Annotated in this window: 14 protein-coding genes; 12 read left to right on the top strand and 2 right to left on the bottom strand. The window is 61.1% G+C overall.

Translation table 11 applies throughout. The features are described 5' to 3' along the window. Nucleotides 1-46 precede the first annotated feature (46 nt). The 5 genes from choW to U5G49_RS16010 all read left to right on the top strand — a co-directional run bounded on the left by choW (nt 47) and on the right by U5G49_RS16010 (nt 4837). Nucleotides 47-892 carry a choline ABC transporter permease subunit gene (gene choW / locus U5G49_RS15990; protein ID WP_026242356.1) on the top strand — a complete coding sequence of 282 codons (846 nt, stop codon included), beginning with the start codon at nt 47-49 and terminating at the stop codon, nt 890-892. Continuing rightward, nucleotides 889-1941 carry a choline ABC transporter ATP-binding protein gene (gene choV, locus U5G49_RS15995; protein ID WP_018243097.1) on the top strand — a complete coding sequence of 351 codons (1053 nt, stop codon included), beginning with the start codon at nt 889-891 and terminating at the stop codon, nt 1939-1941. Before choW ends, choV begins: the two co-directional genes overlap by 4 nt. A 31-nt stretch (nt 1942-1972) precedes the next feature. Beyond that, nucleotides 1973-2722: a HugZ family pyridoxamine 5'-phosphate oxidase gene (locus U5G49_RS16000; RefSeq protein ID WP_026188488.1), complete on the top strand. Its 750-nt coding sequence runs from the start codon at nt 1973-1975 to the stop codon at nt 2720-2722. A gap of 115 nt (nt 2723-2837) precedes the next feature. Then, nucleotides 2838-3155 (top strand): ArsR/SmtB family transcription factor, encoded by a 318-nt coding sequence (locus tag U5G49_RS16005; protein WP_003561417.1) that lies wholly within the window; start codon nt 2838-2840, stop codon nt 3153-3155. A 356-nt stretch (nt 3156-3511) separates the two neighbouring features. Then, nucleotides 3512-4837, top strand: coding sequence for an aspartate aminotransferase family protein (locus U5G49_RS16010; RefSeq protein WP_193443421.1), 1326 nt, complete (start codon nt 3512-3514; stop codon nt 4835-4837). Nucleotides 4838-4963: 126 nt separating this feature from the next. On the opposite strand, the gene U5G49_RS16015 is transcribed toward U5G49_RS16010, so the two are convergent. Next, nucleotides 4964-5878, bottom strand: coding sequence for an HD-GYP domain-containing protein (locus tag U5G49_RS16015; RefSeq protein ID WP_018243100.1), 915 nt, complete (start codon nt 5876-5878; stop codon nt 4964-4966). A 488-nt stretch (nt 5879-6366) separates the two neighbouring features. Here U5G49_RS16015 and U5G49_RS16020 point away from each other — a divergent pair, with 488 nt between their 5' ends. Both U5G49_RS16020 and ade read left to right on the top strand, forming a co-directional pair. Then, nucleotides 6367-7470 (top strand): branched-chain amino acid ABC transporter substrate-binding protein, encoded by a 1104-nt coding sequence (locus U5G49_RS16020; protein WP_193443419.1) that lies wholly within the window; start codon nt 6367-6369, stop codon nt 7468-7470. 119 nt (nt 7471-7589) lie between these two features. Next, nucleotides 7590-9287 carry an adenine deaminase gene (gene ade / locus U5G49_RS16025; RefSeq protein ID WP_193443417.1) on the top strand — a complete coding sequence of 566 codons (1698 nt, stop codon included), beginning with the start codon at nt 7590-7592 and terminating at the stop codon, nt 9285-9287. Between the two features lie 74 nt (nt 9288-9361). Here the strand turns inward: ade and bglA are convergent, their stop codons facing one another. Beyond that, nucleotides 9362-11008, bottom strand: coding sequence for a beta-galactosidase BglA (gene bglA / locus U5G49_RS16030; protein WP_018243104.1), 1647 nt, complete (start codon nt 11006-11008; stop codon nt 9362-9364). 285 nt (nt 11009-11293) lie between these two features. Here bglA and U5G49_RS16035 point away from each other — a divergent pair, with 285 nt between their 5' ends. The 5 genes from U5G49_RS16035 to U5G49_RS16055 are packed head-to-tail and all read left to right on the top strand — an operon-like array spanning nt 11294 to nt 16732. Then, nucleotides 11294-12874, top strand: a complete 1581-nt coding sequence (locus tag U5G49_RS16035) for a peptide ABC transporter substrate-binding protein (protein ID WP_112904438.1) — start codon at nt 11294-11296, stop codon at nt 12872-12874. A gap of 48 nt (nt 12875-12922) precedes the next feature. After that, entirely contained in the window at nt 12923-13846 is a 924-nt protein-coding gene (locus U5G49_RS16040) for an ABC transporter permease subunit (protein WP_017965401.1), read from the top strand. Beyond that, nucleotides 13843-14760, top strand: a complete 918-nt coding sequence (locus U5G49_RS16045; RefSeq protein WP_018243106.1) for an ABC transporter permease — start codon at nt 13843-13845, stop codon at nt 14758-14760. The genes U5G49_RS16040 and U5G49_RS16045 overlap by 4 nt, the downstream gene beginning before the upstream one ends. Next, nucleotides 14761-15753, top strand: a complete 993-nt coding sequence (locus U5G49_RS16050; protein ID WP_018243107.1) for an ABC transporter ATP-binding protein — start codon at nt 14761-14763, stop codon at nt 15751-15753. After that, nucleotides 15746-16732: an ABC transporter ATP-binding protein gene (locus U5G49_RS16055; RefSeq protein WP_018243108.1), complete on the top strand. Its 987-nt coding sequence runs from the start codon at nt 15746-15748 to the stop codon at nt 16730-16732. The genes U5G49_RS16050 and U5G49_RS16055 overlap by 8 nt, the downstream gene beginning before the upstream one ends. The last annotated feature ends 81 nt before the right edge of the window (nt 16733-16813 follow it).

Below are 16813 nucleotides of genomic sequence, written 5' to 3' on the forward strand. Positions count from 1 at the left end.
CCGTTTCATTTTTGTCCGATTGTTGTTTTTCTGGATGGGCGCGCCCTTGAATTGGATCACCGAATTTAAGATTCCCGTTGGCCCCTGGGCCAAATCCTTTGTGGACTGGCTGACCTCGAACGGCGAATGGTTCTTCAACCAGATCGCCTTCCTGCTGTCGAGCGCCATAGACGGCCTGCTCTTCGTGCTGCAGAAGCCTCATCCGCTGATCGTCATCGCGGCCATCACCGCCATCGCCTTTTGGCTGCGCCGCTCGATCGCGGTCGCCGTCTTCACCTGTCTCGGGCTGCTGCTGATCGTGAACCAGGACTATTGGAAGGAAACGACGGAGACGCTCGCCCTCGTGCTGGCCGCCACCTTCGTCTGTATGGTGATCGGCATTCCGCTAGGGATTGCTGCCGCCCGCCGCCCTTGGATCTATGCTGCCATGCGCCCGGTACTCGATCTCATGCAGACCATACCGACATTCGTCTACCTGATCCCGGCGCTCATCCTGTTTGGCCTCGGCATGGTGCCGGGCCTGATCGCCACCGTCATCTTCGCAATCCCCGCCCCGATCCGGCTGACGCGCCTTGGCATCATCTCGACGCCGCCGTCCCTCGTCGAAGCCGCCGTCGCTTTCGGCGCGACGCCGATACAGGTGTTGCGCAAGATCGAGCTTCCCTACGCCACGCCGCAGATCATGGCGGGTCTCACCCAGACCATCATGCTGTCGCTGTCGATGGTTGTCATCGCCGCCCTTGTCGGCGCTCCCGGGCTTGGCGTGCCCGTCGTCCGTGCGCTGAACACCGTCAATATCGCCAAGGGCTTCGAGGCGGGCTTCTGCATCGTCATCCTGGCAATCATTCTCGACCGGATGTTCCGCACGGCGGGTGAAGGAGGCGGTGCATGACCGCGGTAAGCTTTAACAATGTCAGCATCATCTTCGGCGATCGGCCGGAAACCGCGCTTGCCATGGTCGATCAGGGCAAATCGCGCGACGAAATCGGCGCCGCCACCGGCTTGGTGCTCGGCGTCGCCGATGCCTCGCTGACGATCGAGGAAGGCGAGATCCTGGTGCTGATGGGCCTTTCCGGCTCCGGCAAGTCGACGCTGCTGCGCGCCGTCAACGGGCTCGCTCCCGTGGTGCGTGGTGATGTCGCCGTCTCCACGACCACCGGCCCCGTCAACCCTTACAGATGCAATGCCAAGGCGCTGCGGGATCTGCGCACGCACACCGTCTCCATGGTGTTCCAGCAGTTCGCTCTCCTGCCATGGCGCACGGTCGCCGAGAATGTCGGCTTCGGCCTCGAGCTCGCCGGCATGCCGGAAGCCGAACGCAAGCTCCGCGTCGGCGAGCAGCTTGAACTGGTCAACTTGACGAAATGGGCGGGCCGCAAGGTCAACGAGCTTTCCGGCGGCATGCAGCAGCGTGTCGGCCTGGCCCGCGCCTTTGCCACCGGCGCCCCGATCCTGCTCATGGACGAGCCTTTCTCGGCGCTCGACCCATTGATCCGCACCCGCCTGCAGGACGAGCTCCTGGAGTTCCAGCGGCGGCTGAAGAAGACCATTCTTTTCGTCAGCCACGATCTCGACGAGGCCTTCCGCATCGGCAATCGCATCGCCATCATGGAGAGCGGCCGCATCATCCAGTGCGGAACGCCACACGACATCGTCAAGAACCCCGCAGACCAGTATGTCGCCGATTTCGTGCAGAACCTCAATCCGATCAACATGCTGACGGCGGCCGACGTCATGCAGCCGGGCCTCGGCCAGACTGCCGCCGGCATGAGCGTCAGCGCCACGGCCCGCGCCGCGACCCCGCTCATCGATATCCTCGATGCCCTTGCCCGCCAGCCAGGCAGTATCGGCATCGTCGAGAACGGCGCGATCGTCGGCACCATCTCGGCTCAGGATATCGTTGCCGGCCTCACCCGCCATCGCCGCAAGCAGGAAGCTTGATGTTTTCCATCCGCTTTGTCACAAAGTGGATATGAAAGATCAGCCCTCGCCCTTACGCGAAACCGACGACGATGCCCGAAAGCTCGCCCGCGTGCTTCTGCGCTCCGCCAGGCACGCGGCGATTGCCGTTCTCGCCCCCGAGACCGGCTTCCCCTTCGCCAGCCGCGTGCTCGTCGCCACCGATATCGACGGCATCCCCGTCATCCTTGTTTCGCAGCTGTCGGCTCATACCAAGGCGCTCGCCAGAGACCCGCGCGCCTCGCTCCTGACCGGCGAGCCCGGCAAGGGGGATCCCCTTGCCTATCCCCGCCTGACGACCCAATGCCTGGCAGAACCCATCGAGCACAGCAATCCATTCTACGCGCGGATCCGCGCGCGTTTTCTCGCTCGCCACCCCAAGGCGAAGCTTTATATCGACTTTCCTGATTTCCTATTCTTCCGTCTCAAGCCTGAGCAGGCCAGCCTCAATGGCGGTTTCGGCCGCGCCTACCAACTCGATGGGAACGATCTCGTAATCCAGTCGGCCGCGAATGAGGAGATTGCCGCCAGGGCAACAGAGACAGTGCGAGATTTAGTAGAACGCCACCCCGATGTGGAGGAAAGCCTTGCTACCAGGCTAAGGGCGCCGGAATCGGGTACTTGGCGCATTTGTGGTGTGGATTCCTCAGGTTTCGACATGATTTCCGGCGATTTTCTGCTGCGATACGAGTTCGAAACCCTCGCTGTGGATGCCGATCACATTTGTTCAAACATATCTAAAATAGCATACTCGATACCTTAAATTTAGGTATATACAATCTTCGAGCCCAGTTGCTAGTTTTTGACGTCAGTCAAAATCCCGGCTGGCGGCCTGCGCCAACACACTTGATGTACGTTTCGCATTAGGAAGATAACATATGGAAACCTCTGATTTGGCCGATCACACGAACGTGGCGGCAGCTTTATTGTCGGCCATGGCAAACCCGAAGAGATTGCTGATCCTGTGTAGCCTCGTGAAGGGCGAAGTGGCCGTCGGCGTGCTTGCGACGCAGGTCGGGCTCAGCCAGTCGGCTCTCTCTCAACACCTGTCGAAATTGCGCGCTCAAAAGCTGGTCAAGACCCGCCGGGACGCACAGACCATCTATTATTCGAGCACCTCCGAGCCGGTCATGAAGATCCTGGCAACGCTCGAAGACATCTACCTCGTGCAGAACCGGAACAGATCCGCCGCTTAATGATAGCGCTGACATGAATGTCGGCCGATGCCAGGCTGCAAGGGAATGTTCCCGGAGGCTTGGCAACGATATTTCAGCACGTGAACCTTATGGCACGACCGGCAAATTTGCGATTTGCCGGTCGTGTCTTTGCGCGCCCGGTCTTTTGCTCCTTTCGCCGGCGGGGAAAGAATTGCAGCCTGATCGAGCTGAAGCGCTCGCCCCGTGATCGACCGAGACACGTTGAACTTCCCGTTAGGAGCCGTTCTCGGGACTTTTCCCGTTGACGCCTTGGGAAGCCCTGATAATTTGACCGGGCAGTAAAAATATGGGCGTAAAGCCCCCGGGAAAGGGCCGTCAGCGGCCAGGAGAACAGCATGTCCAATCGCCTCAACGCACCGAACGATCTTCGCGCCTTCTGGATGCCGTTTACGGCAAATCGCCAGTTCAAGAAGGAGCCGCGTTTGTTCGTTGGCGCCAAGGACATGTACTATACGACCCATGACGGCCGTCAGGTGCTGGACGGCACCGCTGGTCTCTGGTGCGTCAATGCCGGCCACTGCCGCCCGAAGATCACCGAGGCGATCCGCGAGCAGGCCGGCGAGCTCGATTACGCGCCGGCCTTCCAGCTCGGCCATCCCAAGGCCTTCGAACTGGCAAACCGCCTGGTCGACATTGCCCCGGAAGGCCTGAACCACGTTCTCTATACCAACTCCGGTTCCGAATCCGTCGAGACCGCGCTCAAGGTGGCGCTCGCCTATCACCGGGTGAAGGGCAATGGATCGCGGTTCCGCCTGATCGGCCGCGAGCGCGGCTATCACGGCGTCAATTTCGGCGGCATCTCCGTCGGCGGCATCGTCACCAACCGCAAGATGTTCGGCACGCTTCTGACTGGCGTCGATCACATGCCGCACACCCACCAGCCCGGCAAGAACAACTTCACCCGCGGCGAGCCCGAGCATGGCGGTGACATCGCCACCGAGCTGGAGCGTATCGTCACCCTGCATGACGCCTCTACCGTCGCCGCCGTTATCGTCGAGCCGGTGGCAGGCTCCACCGGCGTCTTGATCCCGCCCAAGGGCTACCTGCAGAAGCTGCGCGAGATCTGCACCAAACACGGCATCCTTCTAATCTTCGACGAGGTCATCACCGGCTTCGGCCGCCTCGGCGCCCCCTTCGCCGCCCAATATTACGACGTCAAGCCCGACATGATCACCGCCGCCAAGGGACTGACCAATGGTGTCATCCCGATGGGCGCCGTCTTCGTCACCTCCGAGATCCATGATGCTTTCATGAACGGCCCGGAGCACATGATCGAGTTCTTCCACGGCTACACCTACTCCGGCAACCCGATCGCTTCCGCCGCCGCACTCGCCACGCTCAACACCTATAAGGAAGAGGGGCTGCTGACACGCGCCGCCGAGCTTTCCGACTACTGGGCCGACGCGCTGCATTCACTGAAGGACTGCCCCAATGTCATCGACATCAGGAACACCGGCCTGATCGGCGCGATCGAACTCGACCCGATCGCCGGCGAGCCGACCAAGCGTGCCTTCACCGCTTTCCTGAAAGCCTATGAAAGCGGCCTGCTGATCCGTACCACCGGCGATATCATTGCACTCTCGCCGCCGCTGATCATCGAGAAGCACCATATCGACGACCTCTTTGGCAAGCTGCGGACCATCCTGCAGAACAACATCTGAGAAGCTCTGAAATTTCCGGCAAAAGGGCATGCAGCACGTCAAAGTGTCATAGCGCCGCGCGTCTGAAAGGACGCGCGCGGCGCTATGACTCCACACAGGCCGGTTTGTTGCGAAGCTGGATAGACCTCAGGTCACGGCGGCGACGGAAAGGCAGAGGGCGAATTTCTTCAACAGCCGGCGATCGAAGTGCCCTTCGTTACCAAGCATCCATTTCAATGCTTGGCTCGCGCTCCATGGCGCCCTGTACGGCCGCACCGAGGTGATGGCGTCGTAGACGTCGCAAATCGCAGCAATACGCGCATGGAGGCTGACCTGCGCCTCGGAAAGTTTGCGGGGATAGCCCTTGCCGTCGATACGCTCATGATGGTTGAGGCAGACGTCGAGAACGATCTCCGACATGCCTTCCTGGCGCGACAGGATTGCGTGTCCCTTTTCCGGATGGTCGCGGATCATCTTGATCTCATCCTCGTCCAGGGGGCCCTCCTTGTTGAGTATCTCGAGCGGAATTTCGAGCTTGCCGACGTCGTGCAGCAATCCTGCTGTGCCGAGCATCTGAACAGTTGTCTCGTCAAGTCCGAGATGACGGCTGAAAAGGATCATCAGCGCGCTCACCGAAATCGAATGCAGGAACGTCGCCTCGTCCTTGGATTTCAGACGCGTAACGCTCAGAAAGACCGTGGGACTCTGATCGATAGACTTGGAGACTGAGGAAATCACCGGCGCCACCTGATCGACGCTGATCCCATCGCCATGCTGGAGTCGACCGAAAACGCTTTCCAGCACTTGCATGGATTTCTGGATGGTCTCGCGTGCCGCCTTGGTGTCGATCTCGATATTGCCACCTGGCAGGCCGTCAATATCCAGGCCTCTGCTGGTGTTGATGATCACGCCTGTCATGCCGTTCTTGCGAAGCTTCTGGGCATCGATTTCACGGCGCAGAAGAAATCTTCGCTTGGACAGAAAGGGATCGTGCCATGCACCCTCGATGGCCTCTACAAACATTCCGGTGCGCACCTGCCTGGCTTCGACCCGCTTGAGCATCCAGCTCTCTATTCCTGAAATAACTCTCTGTTTATTGTCGACCGTTCTTTTGCATCGCAGCAATATATGCGCGAACAATGGTTCTACTCTAATTGGTAGAATCAAATGTTAATCTCGAAACAGAATTCGAATATTCAGAAAGACGAAGAGAGCCTCCGCGAAATTCGCCAGGTTTCATCGGCGCATCGCTGACGCGGGGTACCGGCACCCTCTAGAAATCGGCAGACGGCATCAAAATCGACGATTTCGGACGATTTCGCACGGGATCGGCTCAATTCTCGTTTCATTTTGCTATCAACTTGCGAAATCTCACCAAAATTCCTAGAAATCTTGCCGTTGCACCCATTCGAGCCAAATATGGCCGGAGGGCGCATTGATCGCGCCGATATCGATCGTCCTTGGCACGGCCTTAGGGCCGTTGAACGATCCGGAAAAGCCGGCGCGACGCTTCATCGCGGGTCGAATGACCCCATCCAAGGAGACAGACAATGACCCTCAAGACTTTGACGGCGACCCTCGTCGCGTCACTCGCCTTTGCGCCGCTTGCCCACGCCGATATTACCATCGGCCTGATCGCGCCGCTGACCGGCCCCGTCGCTGCCTATGGCGACCAGGTGAAGAACGGCGCTCAGACAGCCGTCGACGAGATCAACAAGAAGGGCGGGATTCTCGGCGAGAAGGTCGTCCTCGAACTGGCCGACGATGCCGGCGAGCCGAAGCAGGGCGTTTCCGCCGCCAACAAGGTCGTCGGCGACGGCATCCGTTTCGTCGTCGGCCCGGTGACATCGGGCGTCGCCATTCCCGTTTCGGACGTGCTTGCTGAAAACGGCGTGCTGATGGTCACCCCGACCGCGACCGCCCCTGACCTGACCAAGCGCGGTCTCACCAACGTGCTGCGCACCTGCGGCCGCGACGACCAGCAGGCCGAAGTCGCCGCCAAATATGTGCTGAAGAATTTCAAGGACAAGCGCGTCGCCATCGTCAACGACAAGGGCGCCTATGGCAAGGGCCTAGCCGACGCCTTCAAGGCGACGCTGAACGCCGGCGGCATCACCGAAGTCGTCAATGACGCGATCACGCCTGGCGACAAGGATTTCAGCGCGCTCACCACCCGCATCAAGGCGGAAAAGGTCGACGTGGTCTATTTCGGCGGCTACCACCCGGAAGGCGGCCTGCTCGCCCGTCAGCTGCATGACCTCGCCGCCAACGCGACGATCATCGGCGGCGACGGCCTCTCCAACACCGAATTCTGGGCAATCGGCACCGATGCGGTAGCAGGCACCATCTTCACCAACGCTTCGGACGCCACGAAGAGCCCGGATTCCAAAGCCGCAGCCGACGCGCTCGCCGCGAAGAACATCCCGGCCGAGGCCTTCACGCTCAACGCCTATGCCGCCGTCGAAGTGCTGAAAGCCGGCATCGAGAAGGCCGGCAGTGCCGAGGATGCGGAAGCCGTTGCGACCGCGCTGAAGGGCGGCGAAGAAATCCCGACCGCCATCGGCAAGGTCACCTACGGCGAGACCGGCGACCTGACCTCGCAGAGCTTCTCGCTCTACAAATGGGAAGCCGGCAAGATCGTCGCCGCCGAGTAAACCATCGCGGACCGTCGACCACCGGGCGCCCCTATGGCGCCCGGTTTCGTTTTGCGGCACTCGCTTGTGGCGGCAGATCGGTTATAAGTTTCGGAATCGGTTGTAATGTGAGCAATGCCATGACCACCAAGCTCGAGCGTCTCATCGACCAGGGCGTCGGCCGCGTGCCGGCCGATATCGTGCTGAGGGGCGGCCGTTTCTTCGATCTCGTTACCGGCGAACTCGTCCTGTCGGACATTGCGATCGGCGCCGATCGCATCGTCGGCACCTCAGGCAATTATGATGGCGAGACCGAAATCGATATATCGGGCAGGATCGTCGTTCCCGGCTTCATCGACACGCATCTGCATATCGAATCTTCGCTCGTCACACCGCATGAATTCGATCGCTGCGTTCTGCCCTACGGCGTGACGACCGCGATCTGCGATCCGCACGAAATCGCCAATGTGCTCGGAACCGCCGGCATCGAATTCTTTCTCGAATCGGCGCTGGAGACGATCATGGACATCCGCGTCCAGCTCTCCTCCTGCGTTCCGGCGACGCATCTCGAAACCTCCGGCGCCGATCTGCCGATCGAGCGCCTCCTGCCCTACCGCCACCATCCGAAGGTCATCGGCCTTGCCGAATTCATGAATTTCCCCGGCGTGATCCACAAGGATCCCGTCTGCATGGCCAAGCTTGATGCCTTCCAGGGCGGCCATATCGACGGTCACGCGCCGCTGCTGTCCGGCAACGATCTTAACGGTTATCTCTCGGCCGGCATCCGCACCGAGCACGAATGCACGACTGCCGCCGAAGCGCTGGAAAAGATCCGCAAGGGCATGCATATCCTTGTGCGCGAGGGTTCGGTATCCAAGGATCTCGCGGCGCTGATGCCTATTATCACCGAGCGGCTTTCCCCTTACCTGGCACTCTGCACCGATGACCGCAATCCGCTCGATATCGCCGAACAGGGCCATCTCGATCATATGATCCGCACGGCGATCGCAAGCGGCGTCGAGCCCCTGGCGATCTACCGCGCCGCCTCGATTTCGGCCGCCCGCGCCTTCGGCCTCAGGGACCGCGGCCTGGTCGCGCCGGGCTGGCGCGCCGATCTGGTGGTTCTCGACAGCCTGGAAAACTGCCGCGCCGACATGATCTTCTCCGCCGGTCGCCGCGTCACCGATGCGCTCTTTTCTTCGCGCAGGCCGGTTGCCCCGATCGGCCTCGACAGCGTCAAGGCCAGGCCCGTCAACGCCGCCCATTTCGGCGTCCCGGTCGCCGAGGGCGAAACGCCTGTCATCGGCGTCATGCCAGGCAAGATCATCACCGAGCATCGCCGCTATCGCCTGCCCGTCAGGGGCAACGAGACGACGGTCGATCTTGCCAACGATATCATCAAGGTCGCCGTCATCGAGCGCCACGGCAAGAACGGCAACCATGCCAACGGCTTCGTCCAGGGCTTCGGCCTGAAGAAGGGTGCGATCGCCTCGACCGTCGGCCATGACAGCCACAATATCTGCGTGGTCGGTGTCAGCGAGGACGACATGGCGCGCGCCGCAAACCGCCTCGGCGAGATCAAGGGCGGCTTCGTCGTCGTCGAAGACGGCAAGGTCACCGGCGAAATCGCCCTGCCCATCGCTGGTCTTATGAGCCTCGAGCCCTATGAGACGGTTCGCGACATCCTGCACCATCTGCGCAAGGCCGCCTTCGCGCTCGGCGCCACGTTGGAAGAACCCTTCCTCCAGCTCGCTTTTCTACCGCTGCCGGTCATCCCGCACCTGAAGATATCCGACCGCGGCATGGTGGATGTGGACAAGTTCGCGCTCATCGGGTGATGCGATTGAAGCAGGGCTGGCTCCGCGGTGGACAACCTCTCGACGTTCGCCTTTAGAGACACAGCAGTCGAACATCAAACCCGCGCGCAAAACCCGTCGAGCGCCGCAAGCTTCACTGATCCCGCGCCCGCTACCGCCTCGAAGCCCGGCATATCAAGCGGTTCCCCGAGCACGATGCCATCAGGCAGGCGGAATTCCGCCGGTTTGCGCGTCAGGTTGAAAACGAAGAGCAGTTTTTCTCCGTCCTTTTCGCGAGTGAAGGCGAGTAGGTCCTGGTTGGTGCCGATGAAGGCCATGTCGCCGTCGACCAGCGCCGGATGGCTCTTTCGGAATGCAAGCGTCTTGCGGTAGTGGTGCAGCACCGAGCTATCGCTCGCCTCCTGCGTATCGACGGAAAGTGCTGCCTGCTCGTAAGGCACCGGCAGCCAGCTCTTTTCCGCGGATGTGAAGCCCGCATGCGCCTTGCCGGCTTCCCAGGGCATCGGCGTGCGGCATCCGTCGCGGCCCTTGAAGGCCGGCCAGAAGCGGACGCCGTAGGGGTCGCGCAGATCCTCGAAGGCGAGCTCGGCCTCCGGCAGGCCGAGCTCCTCGCCCTGATAGAGGCAGATCGAGCCCCGTAGCGCCGCAAGCACCGAAACCGCCAGCTTGGCGATGACGGGCCGCTCTTCCTCCGTGCGCGCGAAACGGCTGACATGGCGCATGACGTCGTGGTTGGAAAAAGCCCAGCAGACCCAGCCGTCCGTGACTGCCTTGTGGAAGGCCTCGACGCAGCCGCGAATATGCTCGGCGGTGAAATCCGGCCCGAGCAGATCGAATGTGTAGCACATGTGCAGCTTGTCGCCGCCGCTCGTATAGGCGCCAACCGTCTTCAGCGAACGCGCGCCATCGCCGACTTCGCCGACAGTCGTGCGATCCTCGTACTGATCGAGCAGCGCCCGGAAGCGCTTGAGGAAATCGACATTTTCCGGCTGCGTCTTGTCGTAGAGGTGGTTCTGCATGCCGTAGGGATTGCTGTCGGGCGCATCAAGGCCTGCGTCATCTTCATCCGGCTCGTGCGGCGGATTGCTCCTGAGCTGCTTGTCGCAGAAATAATAGTTGACCGTATCCAGGCGGAAGCCGTCGACGCCGCGGTCGAGCCAGAACTTCACCGTCTCGAGGACTGCATCCTGCACGGCCTTGCTGTGGAAGTTGAGGTCTGGCTGCGAGGTCAGGAAATTGTGCTGGTAATATTGCCGGCGCACGCCATCCCATTCCCAGCCCGGCCCGCCGAAGATCGACAACCAGTTGTTCGGCGCCGTACCATCCGGCTTCGGATCGGCCCAGACATACCAATCCGCCTTGGGATTGGTCCGGCTCGACCGGCTCTCGACGAACCAGGGATGCCGGTCGGAGGTATGCGAGATCACCTGGTCGATAACAACCTTGATGCCGAGCCTGTGCGCTTCGGCCATCATCTCGTCGAAATCGGCGAGCGTCCCGAAGATTGGATCGACGTCGCAATAATCGGAAACGTCGTAGCCCATGTCGGCCATCGGCGACTTGAAGAAGGGCGAAAGCCAGATCGCGTCGACGCCGAGGCTGGCTATATGCGGCAGCCGGCGGGTGATTCCCCTGAGATCGCCGAGACCGTCGCTGTTGGTGTCCTGAAACGAGCGCGGATAGACCTGATAGATCACCGCGCCGCGCCACCAGTCCGCACTCCCGCCTGCCTGCAATGCCATCGGCTACATCTCCTGCCTCGTTTGCGCTCGCCACACTAAAGCGGACAAAACAAAAGACAACCGGGTGAAGCTGTGATGAGAGCGTGGCGGATGTCACGGCGCGTCGTCGCGATCCGACAAGGGGGAGACGTATATAGGCTTGTCCACAACCCGTTTCCACACTCCGGATTTGGGGTTGCAACGCAAAGCCTTTGTGATAATGTGCGCGCTGACCTGCACGTAAGAGGTCAAACACCGGGAACAAATGTCTAATAAAGGCGAAAAGCCTAGAAAGGTGGACCCACCATGAACCATTTCGCGAAAAAATTTCTCGCCTCTGCAATGCTTGGCACATTGCTGGCGTTTTCGGCCCATGCGGCCACGCTCAACATTCACAATGGTGGCGACCCGCAGTCGCTCGATCCGCAGAAGCTTTCCGGAGACTGGGAAAACCGTATCGCCGGCGACATTTTCGAAGGCCTCGTCACCGAGGACGCCAAGGATAATCCGATCCCGGGCCAGGCCGAAAGCTGGACGATTTCGCCTGATGGCAAGGTTTACACCTTCAAGCTTCGCGACGGCATCAAGTGGTCAGATGGCCAGCCGGTAACGGCAGGAGACTTCGTCTTCGCCTTCCAGCGCCTCGTCGACCCGAAGAACGCCGCCGACTATGCCTATCTGCAGTTCACCATCAAGAACGCCGAAAAGATCAACAAGGGTGAGATCACCGATCTCAACCAGCTCGGCGTCAAGGCGATCGACGACAAGACGCTCGAAATCACCCTCGAAAATGCCACCCCCTATTTCATCAATGCCCTGATGCATTACACCGCCTACCCGCTGCCGAAGCATGTCGTCGAGGCGAAGGGCCAGGATTGGGTCAAGATCGGCAACATCGTCACCAACGGCCCCTACAAGCCCGTCGAATGGGTTCCGGGCTCGCATGTCACCACAGTCAAGAACGATCAGTGGTATGACACCAAGGACCTGAAGATCGACGGAGCGAAGTTCTTCGTGCTCGAAGACCAGGAAGCCGCGCTGAAGCGCTACCGCGCCGGCGAATTCGATATCCTCACCGACTTCCCGACCGACCAATACGAGTGGATGAAGAAGAACCTGCCCGGCCAGGCGCATGTCGCCCCCTTCTCCGGCCTCTATTATTACGTCGTCAACTCACAGAAGCCGCCCTTCAGCGACAAGCGCGTCCGCCAGGCTCTCTCCATGGCGATCAACCGTGAAGTCATCGGCCCGCAAATCCTCGGCACCGGCGAGCTGCCGGCCTATTCCTGGGTTCCGCCGGGCACGGCGAATTACGGCGAGCCGGCCTATGTCAGCTGGAAGGACCTGCCCTATAGCGAGAAGGTCGCCGAAGCCAAGAAGCTTCTGACCGAAGCCGGTTTCGGCCCGGACAAGCCGTTGCACGCCGTGCTCAGCTACAACACCAACGACAACCACAAGCGCATCGCCGTCGCCATCGCCTCCATGTGGAAGCCGCTCGGCGTCGATGTCGAGCTCGTCAATGCCGAAACCAAGGTGCATTACGACCAGATGCAGCGTGGCCAGGTCGAAATCGGCCGCGCCGGCTGGCTCGCCGACTACAACGACCCGGACAATTTCCTGAACCTTCTGGTGACAGGTGTCCAGATGAACTACGGCCGCTGGTCCAATCCCGAGTACGACAAGATGATCAAGGAAGGCAACGCCGAGACGGATCTCACCAAGCGTGCCGCGATCTTCAAGAAGGCCGAACAGCTGGCGCTGGATGAATCCGCCGCCCTGCCGATCTACTACTATGTCTCGAAGAACGTCGTTTCGCCGAAGATCGAAGGCTTCGTCGATAACATCCAGGACATCCACCGCACCCGCTGGCTGTCGATGAAAGAGTAAGGGAAAACGGTCCTTTCCGCGCGTTGCGGAAAGGACCGGCCCACGACCATGATCAAATACGCCCTCCGTCGCCTTCTGTCGACGATCCCCGTCATGTGGATCGCCGTAACAGCCTCGTTTTTTGTTTTGCGCCTTGCCCCCGGCGGCCCTTTCGATGGCGAAAGGCCATTGCCGCCGGTGATCCTGAAGAACCTTGCGATCCACTACAATCTCGACAAGCCGCTTATCCAGCAGTACCTGATCTATGTCGGTGACCTGCTCCGGGGCGATCTTGGCCCCTCCTTCGCCAGCGAAGATTTCACCGTCGCCCAGCAGATCATGATCGGTCTGCCCTACACCTTCACCATCGGTACGGCTGCCTTCCTGATTGCCATCATCGTCGGTGTCGCGGTCGGCTGTCTTGGGGCGCTCTATCAGAACAAGGCACCGGATTATATTCTGGGCGCGCTCATCCTGATCGGCGTCGTGCTACCGAACTTCCTGATCGCGCCCATCCTGCAGCTCGTCTTCGGCATCCATCTCGCATGGTTTCCAGTCGGCGGCTGGGGTGACGGCTCGATCAAATACCTCATCCTGCCGATCGTCGTTCTCGCCCTGCCGCATGCCGGCCGTATCTCGCGCATCACGCGCGGCTCGATGATCGAGGTGATGAACCAGAATTTTATCCGCACCGCCAAGGCAAAGGGCATCGGCCCTCGACTGACGGTCATGCGCCACGCGCTGAAGCCCGCCTTGATGCCGGTCGTCTCCTATTTGGGTCCGGCAGCAAGCTATCTTCTCACCGGCTCGCTTGTTGTCGAGAGCATCTTCGGATTGCCCGGCATCGGCCGCTATTTCGTCAACGCAGCGCTGAACCGTGATTACGGCATGGTTCTCGGCACGGTCATCTTCTACATGGTGCTGATCGTGTTCCTGAACCTTCTCGTTGATATCGCCTATGCGTGGCTCGATCCGAAAGTGAGAAACCGATGATCCTCAACCCCGCAAAACGCGAGCTGCTCGCCCAGGAGCTGCTGGCGGCGGAAGGCCTGGCACCCGAAAGCCGCTCGCTCACCAAGGATGCGTTGCGCCGCCTCGGCCGCAACAAGGCGGCCGTCCTGTCGATCGTCGTCCTGACGCTGCTGATCCTCGTCGCCTTCATCGGCCCCTGGTTCATTCCCTTCAACTATGAGGATCCAGACTGGGCGGCCTTCCGGATCCCGCCCTCGTTCGAGACCGGCCATTATTTCGGCACCGACCCGAACGGCCGCGACCTTCTCGCCCGCGTCCTTTACGGCACTCGCGTCTCGCTGGCCGTGGCGCTGACGGCGACCGTCGTCTCCGTCTTCATCGGCGTCCTCTACGGTGCGGTATCGGGATATATCGGCGGCAGGCTGGATGCGATCATGATGCGCTTCGTCGATATCATGTATGCGCTTCCCTATATCCTCTTCGTTATCCTGCTGATGGTGATCTTCGGCCGCAACGTCTATCTACTCTTTGCCGCCATCGGCGCGCTGGAATGGCTGACCATGGCCCGCATCGTTCGCGGCCAGACGCTATCGATCAAGCATCGCGAATTCATCGAAGCGGCCCGCGCATCCGGGCAGCGGCCGTTCAAGATCATCATCAAGCACATCATCCCGAACCTCGTCGGACCCGTGGTCATCTTCGCAGCATTGACGGTGCCTGAAATCATCGCCACCGAAAGCTTCCTTTCCTATCTCGGCTTCGGCGTGCAGGAACCGCTGACCTCGCTCGGCACGCTGATCGCCGAGGGGACCGATGCCATGGAAAGCATGCCTTGGCTGCTGGTCTTCCCGGCAAGCTTCCTCGTGGCCCTGCTGCTCAGCCTGCTCTTCATCGGCGACGGCCTGCGCGACGCGTTCGACCCGAAGGATCGTTAAATGACGGATACCCTCCTCGAACTCAAAGACTATTCGATCACCTTCAAAACGCCGGACGGTGAGGTGAAGGCAGTCTCGAACATGAACCTGACGGTCAAGCGCGGCGAGCGCATCGCCATCGTCGGCGAATCCGGTTCCGGCAAGAGCCAAACCTTCCTCGGCATCATGGGCCTGCTCGCCAAGAACGGCAAAACGACGGGACAGGCGTTGCTCGAAGGCAAGGACGTGCTGGCGCTGAAACCGCGCGAGCTCGACCAGATCCGCGGCAAGGACATGGCGATGGTCTTCCAGGACCCGATGACCGCCCTCAATCCGTCGCTGAAGATCTCCCGGCAACTGACGGAGCAGCTCGAGGTTCACGGCGGGCTGACGGCGCGCGCGGCATCCGCCGCCGCACTCGACATGCTGAAACGCGTCGGCATCCCCGATCCGACACGACGCTTCCATCTCTACCCGCACGAGCTCTCCGGCGGCATGCGCCAGCGCATCGTCATCGCCATGGCGCTGCTCACCCGGCCGAAGCTTCTGATCGCCGACGAACCGACGACGGCGCTCGACGTCACCATCCAGGCGCAGATCCTCGATCTCTTCAACGACCTGACGGCGGAGATGAACACAGCGCTCGTCATGATCACCCACGATCTCGGCGTTGTTGCCGGCCTCGCCGACCGCGTCGCCGTCATGTATGCCGGCCGCATCGTCGAGGAGGCTCCGGTCGACGAACTCTTCGACAATCCGGCCCATCCCTATACCGCAGCACTGCATGCCTCGATCCCGCGCCCTGACCAGGATGTCGACGACCTCGTCGTCATCCCCGGCCGTCCGCCAAACCTGCAGCACCTGCCGAAGGGCTGCAATTTCTCGCCGCGCTGCTCGCAGGTCCAGGACGATTGCATCGACCGCCCGCCGCCGCTCGAAACCCTGGCGCCGCACCATTGCGCCGCCTGTTACCACCCCTTCCCGCGTCGCGAGGAGCTGTTGAACCATGGCTGAACGATCGCTTCTGAGGGTCGAGAACCTAACGACCCAATTCGAACTGCCGGCAAAAGGCCTCTTCAAGCCGCCGATCTTTCTCACAGCCGTCAACAATGTCAGCTTCGACCTCAGCGAAGGCCGCACGCTCGGCATCGTCGGCGAATCCGGCTGCGGCAAGTCCACGCTCGGCCGCTCCATCCTGCGGCTGTTGAAATCGCAGAAGGGCCGCATCCTCTGGCAGGGCCGGAACCTGCTTGACCTGTCGGATGAGGAAATGCGCGCCGCGCGCCGCGACATGCAGATCATCTTTCAGGATCCGATCGCCTCGCTCGACCCGCGCATGACGGTCGGCGACATCATCGCCGAGCCGCTCACCGTCTTCGAGCCGAAACTCTCCAAAGCCGAGCGCACCGAACGTGTCCGCGAGATCATGACCGCCGTCGGCCTGGTGCCGGAAATGATCAACCGCTATCCGCACGAATTCTCCGGCGGCCAGGCGCAACGCATCGGCATCGCCCGCGCGGTCGTCACCAAACCGAAGCTCATTATCTGCGACGAGCCGGTTTCGGCCCTCGACGTCTCGATCCAGGGTCAGGTCATCACGCTCCTGCGCAAGCTGCGCAAGGAATTCGGCCTGACGCTGATCTTCATTAGCCACGACCTCTCCGTCGTCCGCCTGATCTCAGACGATGTGCTGGTGCTCTATCTCGGCAGGGTGGTGGAAGCCGGCGACTGCGCCACCGTCTTCGATCATCCGGCCCACCCCTACACGCAGGCGCTCTTTTCCGCCGCGCCGATTCCCGATCCGAAGCTTGCGCGCCTGCGCACCCGCATCCGCCTGCAGGGTGACCCGCCCTCGCCGCTCAACCCGCCGAAGGGCTGCGTCTTCTCACCGCGCTGCTGGAAGGCGACCGACATCTGTCGCACCGAAATGCCGCCGACCGAGGAGGTCCGCCCCGGGCAGAAGGCCGCCTGCTATCATATGGACAGGCCATGAACGGAAAGACGGCCGCCCAGGCGGCCCTCGCCTTGAATGTCCGACCGCCGTCCATCGCGGGACGAAGCGGACTATTTTTGG

This window comes from Rhizobium indigoferae, assembly GCF_034554815.1.
In the GTDB taxonomy this organism is placed as follows: Bacteria; Pseudomonadota; Alphaproteobacteria; order Rhizobiales; family Rhizobiaceae; genus Rhizobium; species Rhizobium leguminosarum.

What these genes read in the sequence shown, in the direction of transcription:
- U5G49_RS16040 (WP_017965401.1), top strand. Translation starts at nt 12,923, where the DNA reads ATGATCAAATACGCCCTCCGTCGCCTTCTGTCGACGATCCCCGTCATG.
- U5G49_RS16005 (WP_003561417.1), top strand. Translation starts at nt 2,838, where the DNA reads ATGGAAACCTCTGATTTGGCCGATCACACGAACGTGGCGGCAGCTTTA.
- U5G49_RS16055 (WP_018243108.1), top strand. Translation starts at nt 15,746, where the DNA reads ATGGCTGAACGATCGCTTCTGAGGGTCGAGAACCTAACGACCCAATTC.
- U5G49_RS16045 (WP_018243106.1), top strand. Translation starts at nt 13,843, where the DNA reads ATGATCCTCAACCCCGCAAAACGCGAGCTGCTCGCCCAGGAGCTGCTG.
- U5G49_RS16010 (WP_193443421.1), top strand. Translation starts at nt 3,512, where the DNA reads ATGTCCAATCGCCTCAACGCACCGAACGATCTTCGCGCCTTCTGGATG.
- U5G49_RS16020 (WP_193443419.1), top strand. Translation starts at nt 6,367, where the DNA reads ATGACCCTCAAGACTTTGACGGCGACCCTCGTCGCGTCACTCGCCTTT.
- choV (WP_018243097.1), top strand. Translation starts at nt 889, where the DNA reads ATGACCGCGGTAAGCTTTAACAATGTCAGCATCATCTTCGGCGATCGG.
- ade (WP_193443417.1), top strand. Translation starts at nt 7,590, where the DNA reads ATGACCACCAAGCTCGAGCGTCTCATCGACCAGGGCGTCGGCCGCGTG.
- U5G49_RS16050 (WP_018243107.1), top strand. Translation starts at nt 14,761, where the DNA reads ATGACGGATACCCTCCTCGAACTCAAAGACTATTCGATCACCTTCAAA.
- U5G49_RS16015 (WP_018243100.1), bottom strand. Translation starts at nt 5,878, where the DNA reads ATGCTCAAGCGGGTCGAAGCCAGGCAGGTGCGCACCGGAATGTTTGTA.
- bglA (WP_018243104.1), bottom strand. Translation starts at nt 11,008, where the DNA reads ATGGCATTGCAGGCAGGCGGGAGTGCGGACTGGTGGCGCGGCGCGGTG.
- U5G49_RS16000 (WP_026188488.1), top strand. Translation starts at nt 1,973, where the DNA reads ATGAAAGATCAGCCCTCGCCCTTACGCGAAACCGACGACGATGCCCGA.
- U5G49_RS16035 (WP_112904438.1), top strand. Translation starts at nt 11,294, where the DNA reads ATGAACCATTTCGCGAAAAAATTTCTCGCCTCTGCAATGCTTGGCACA.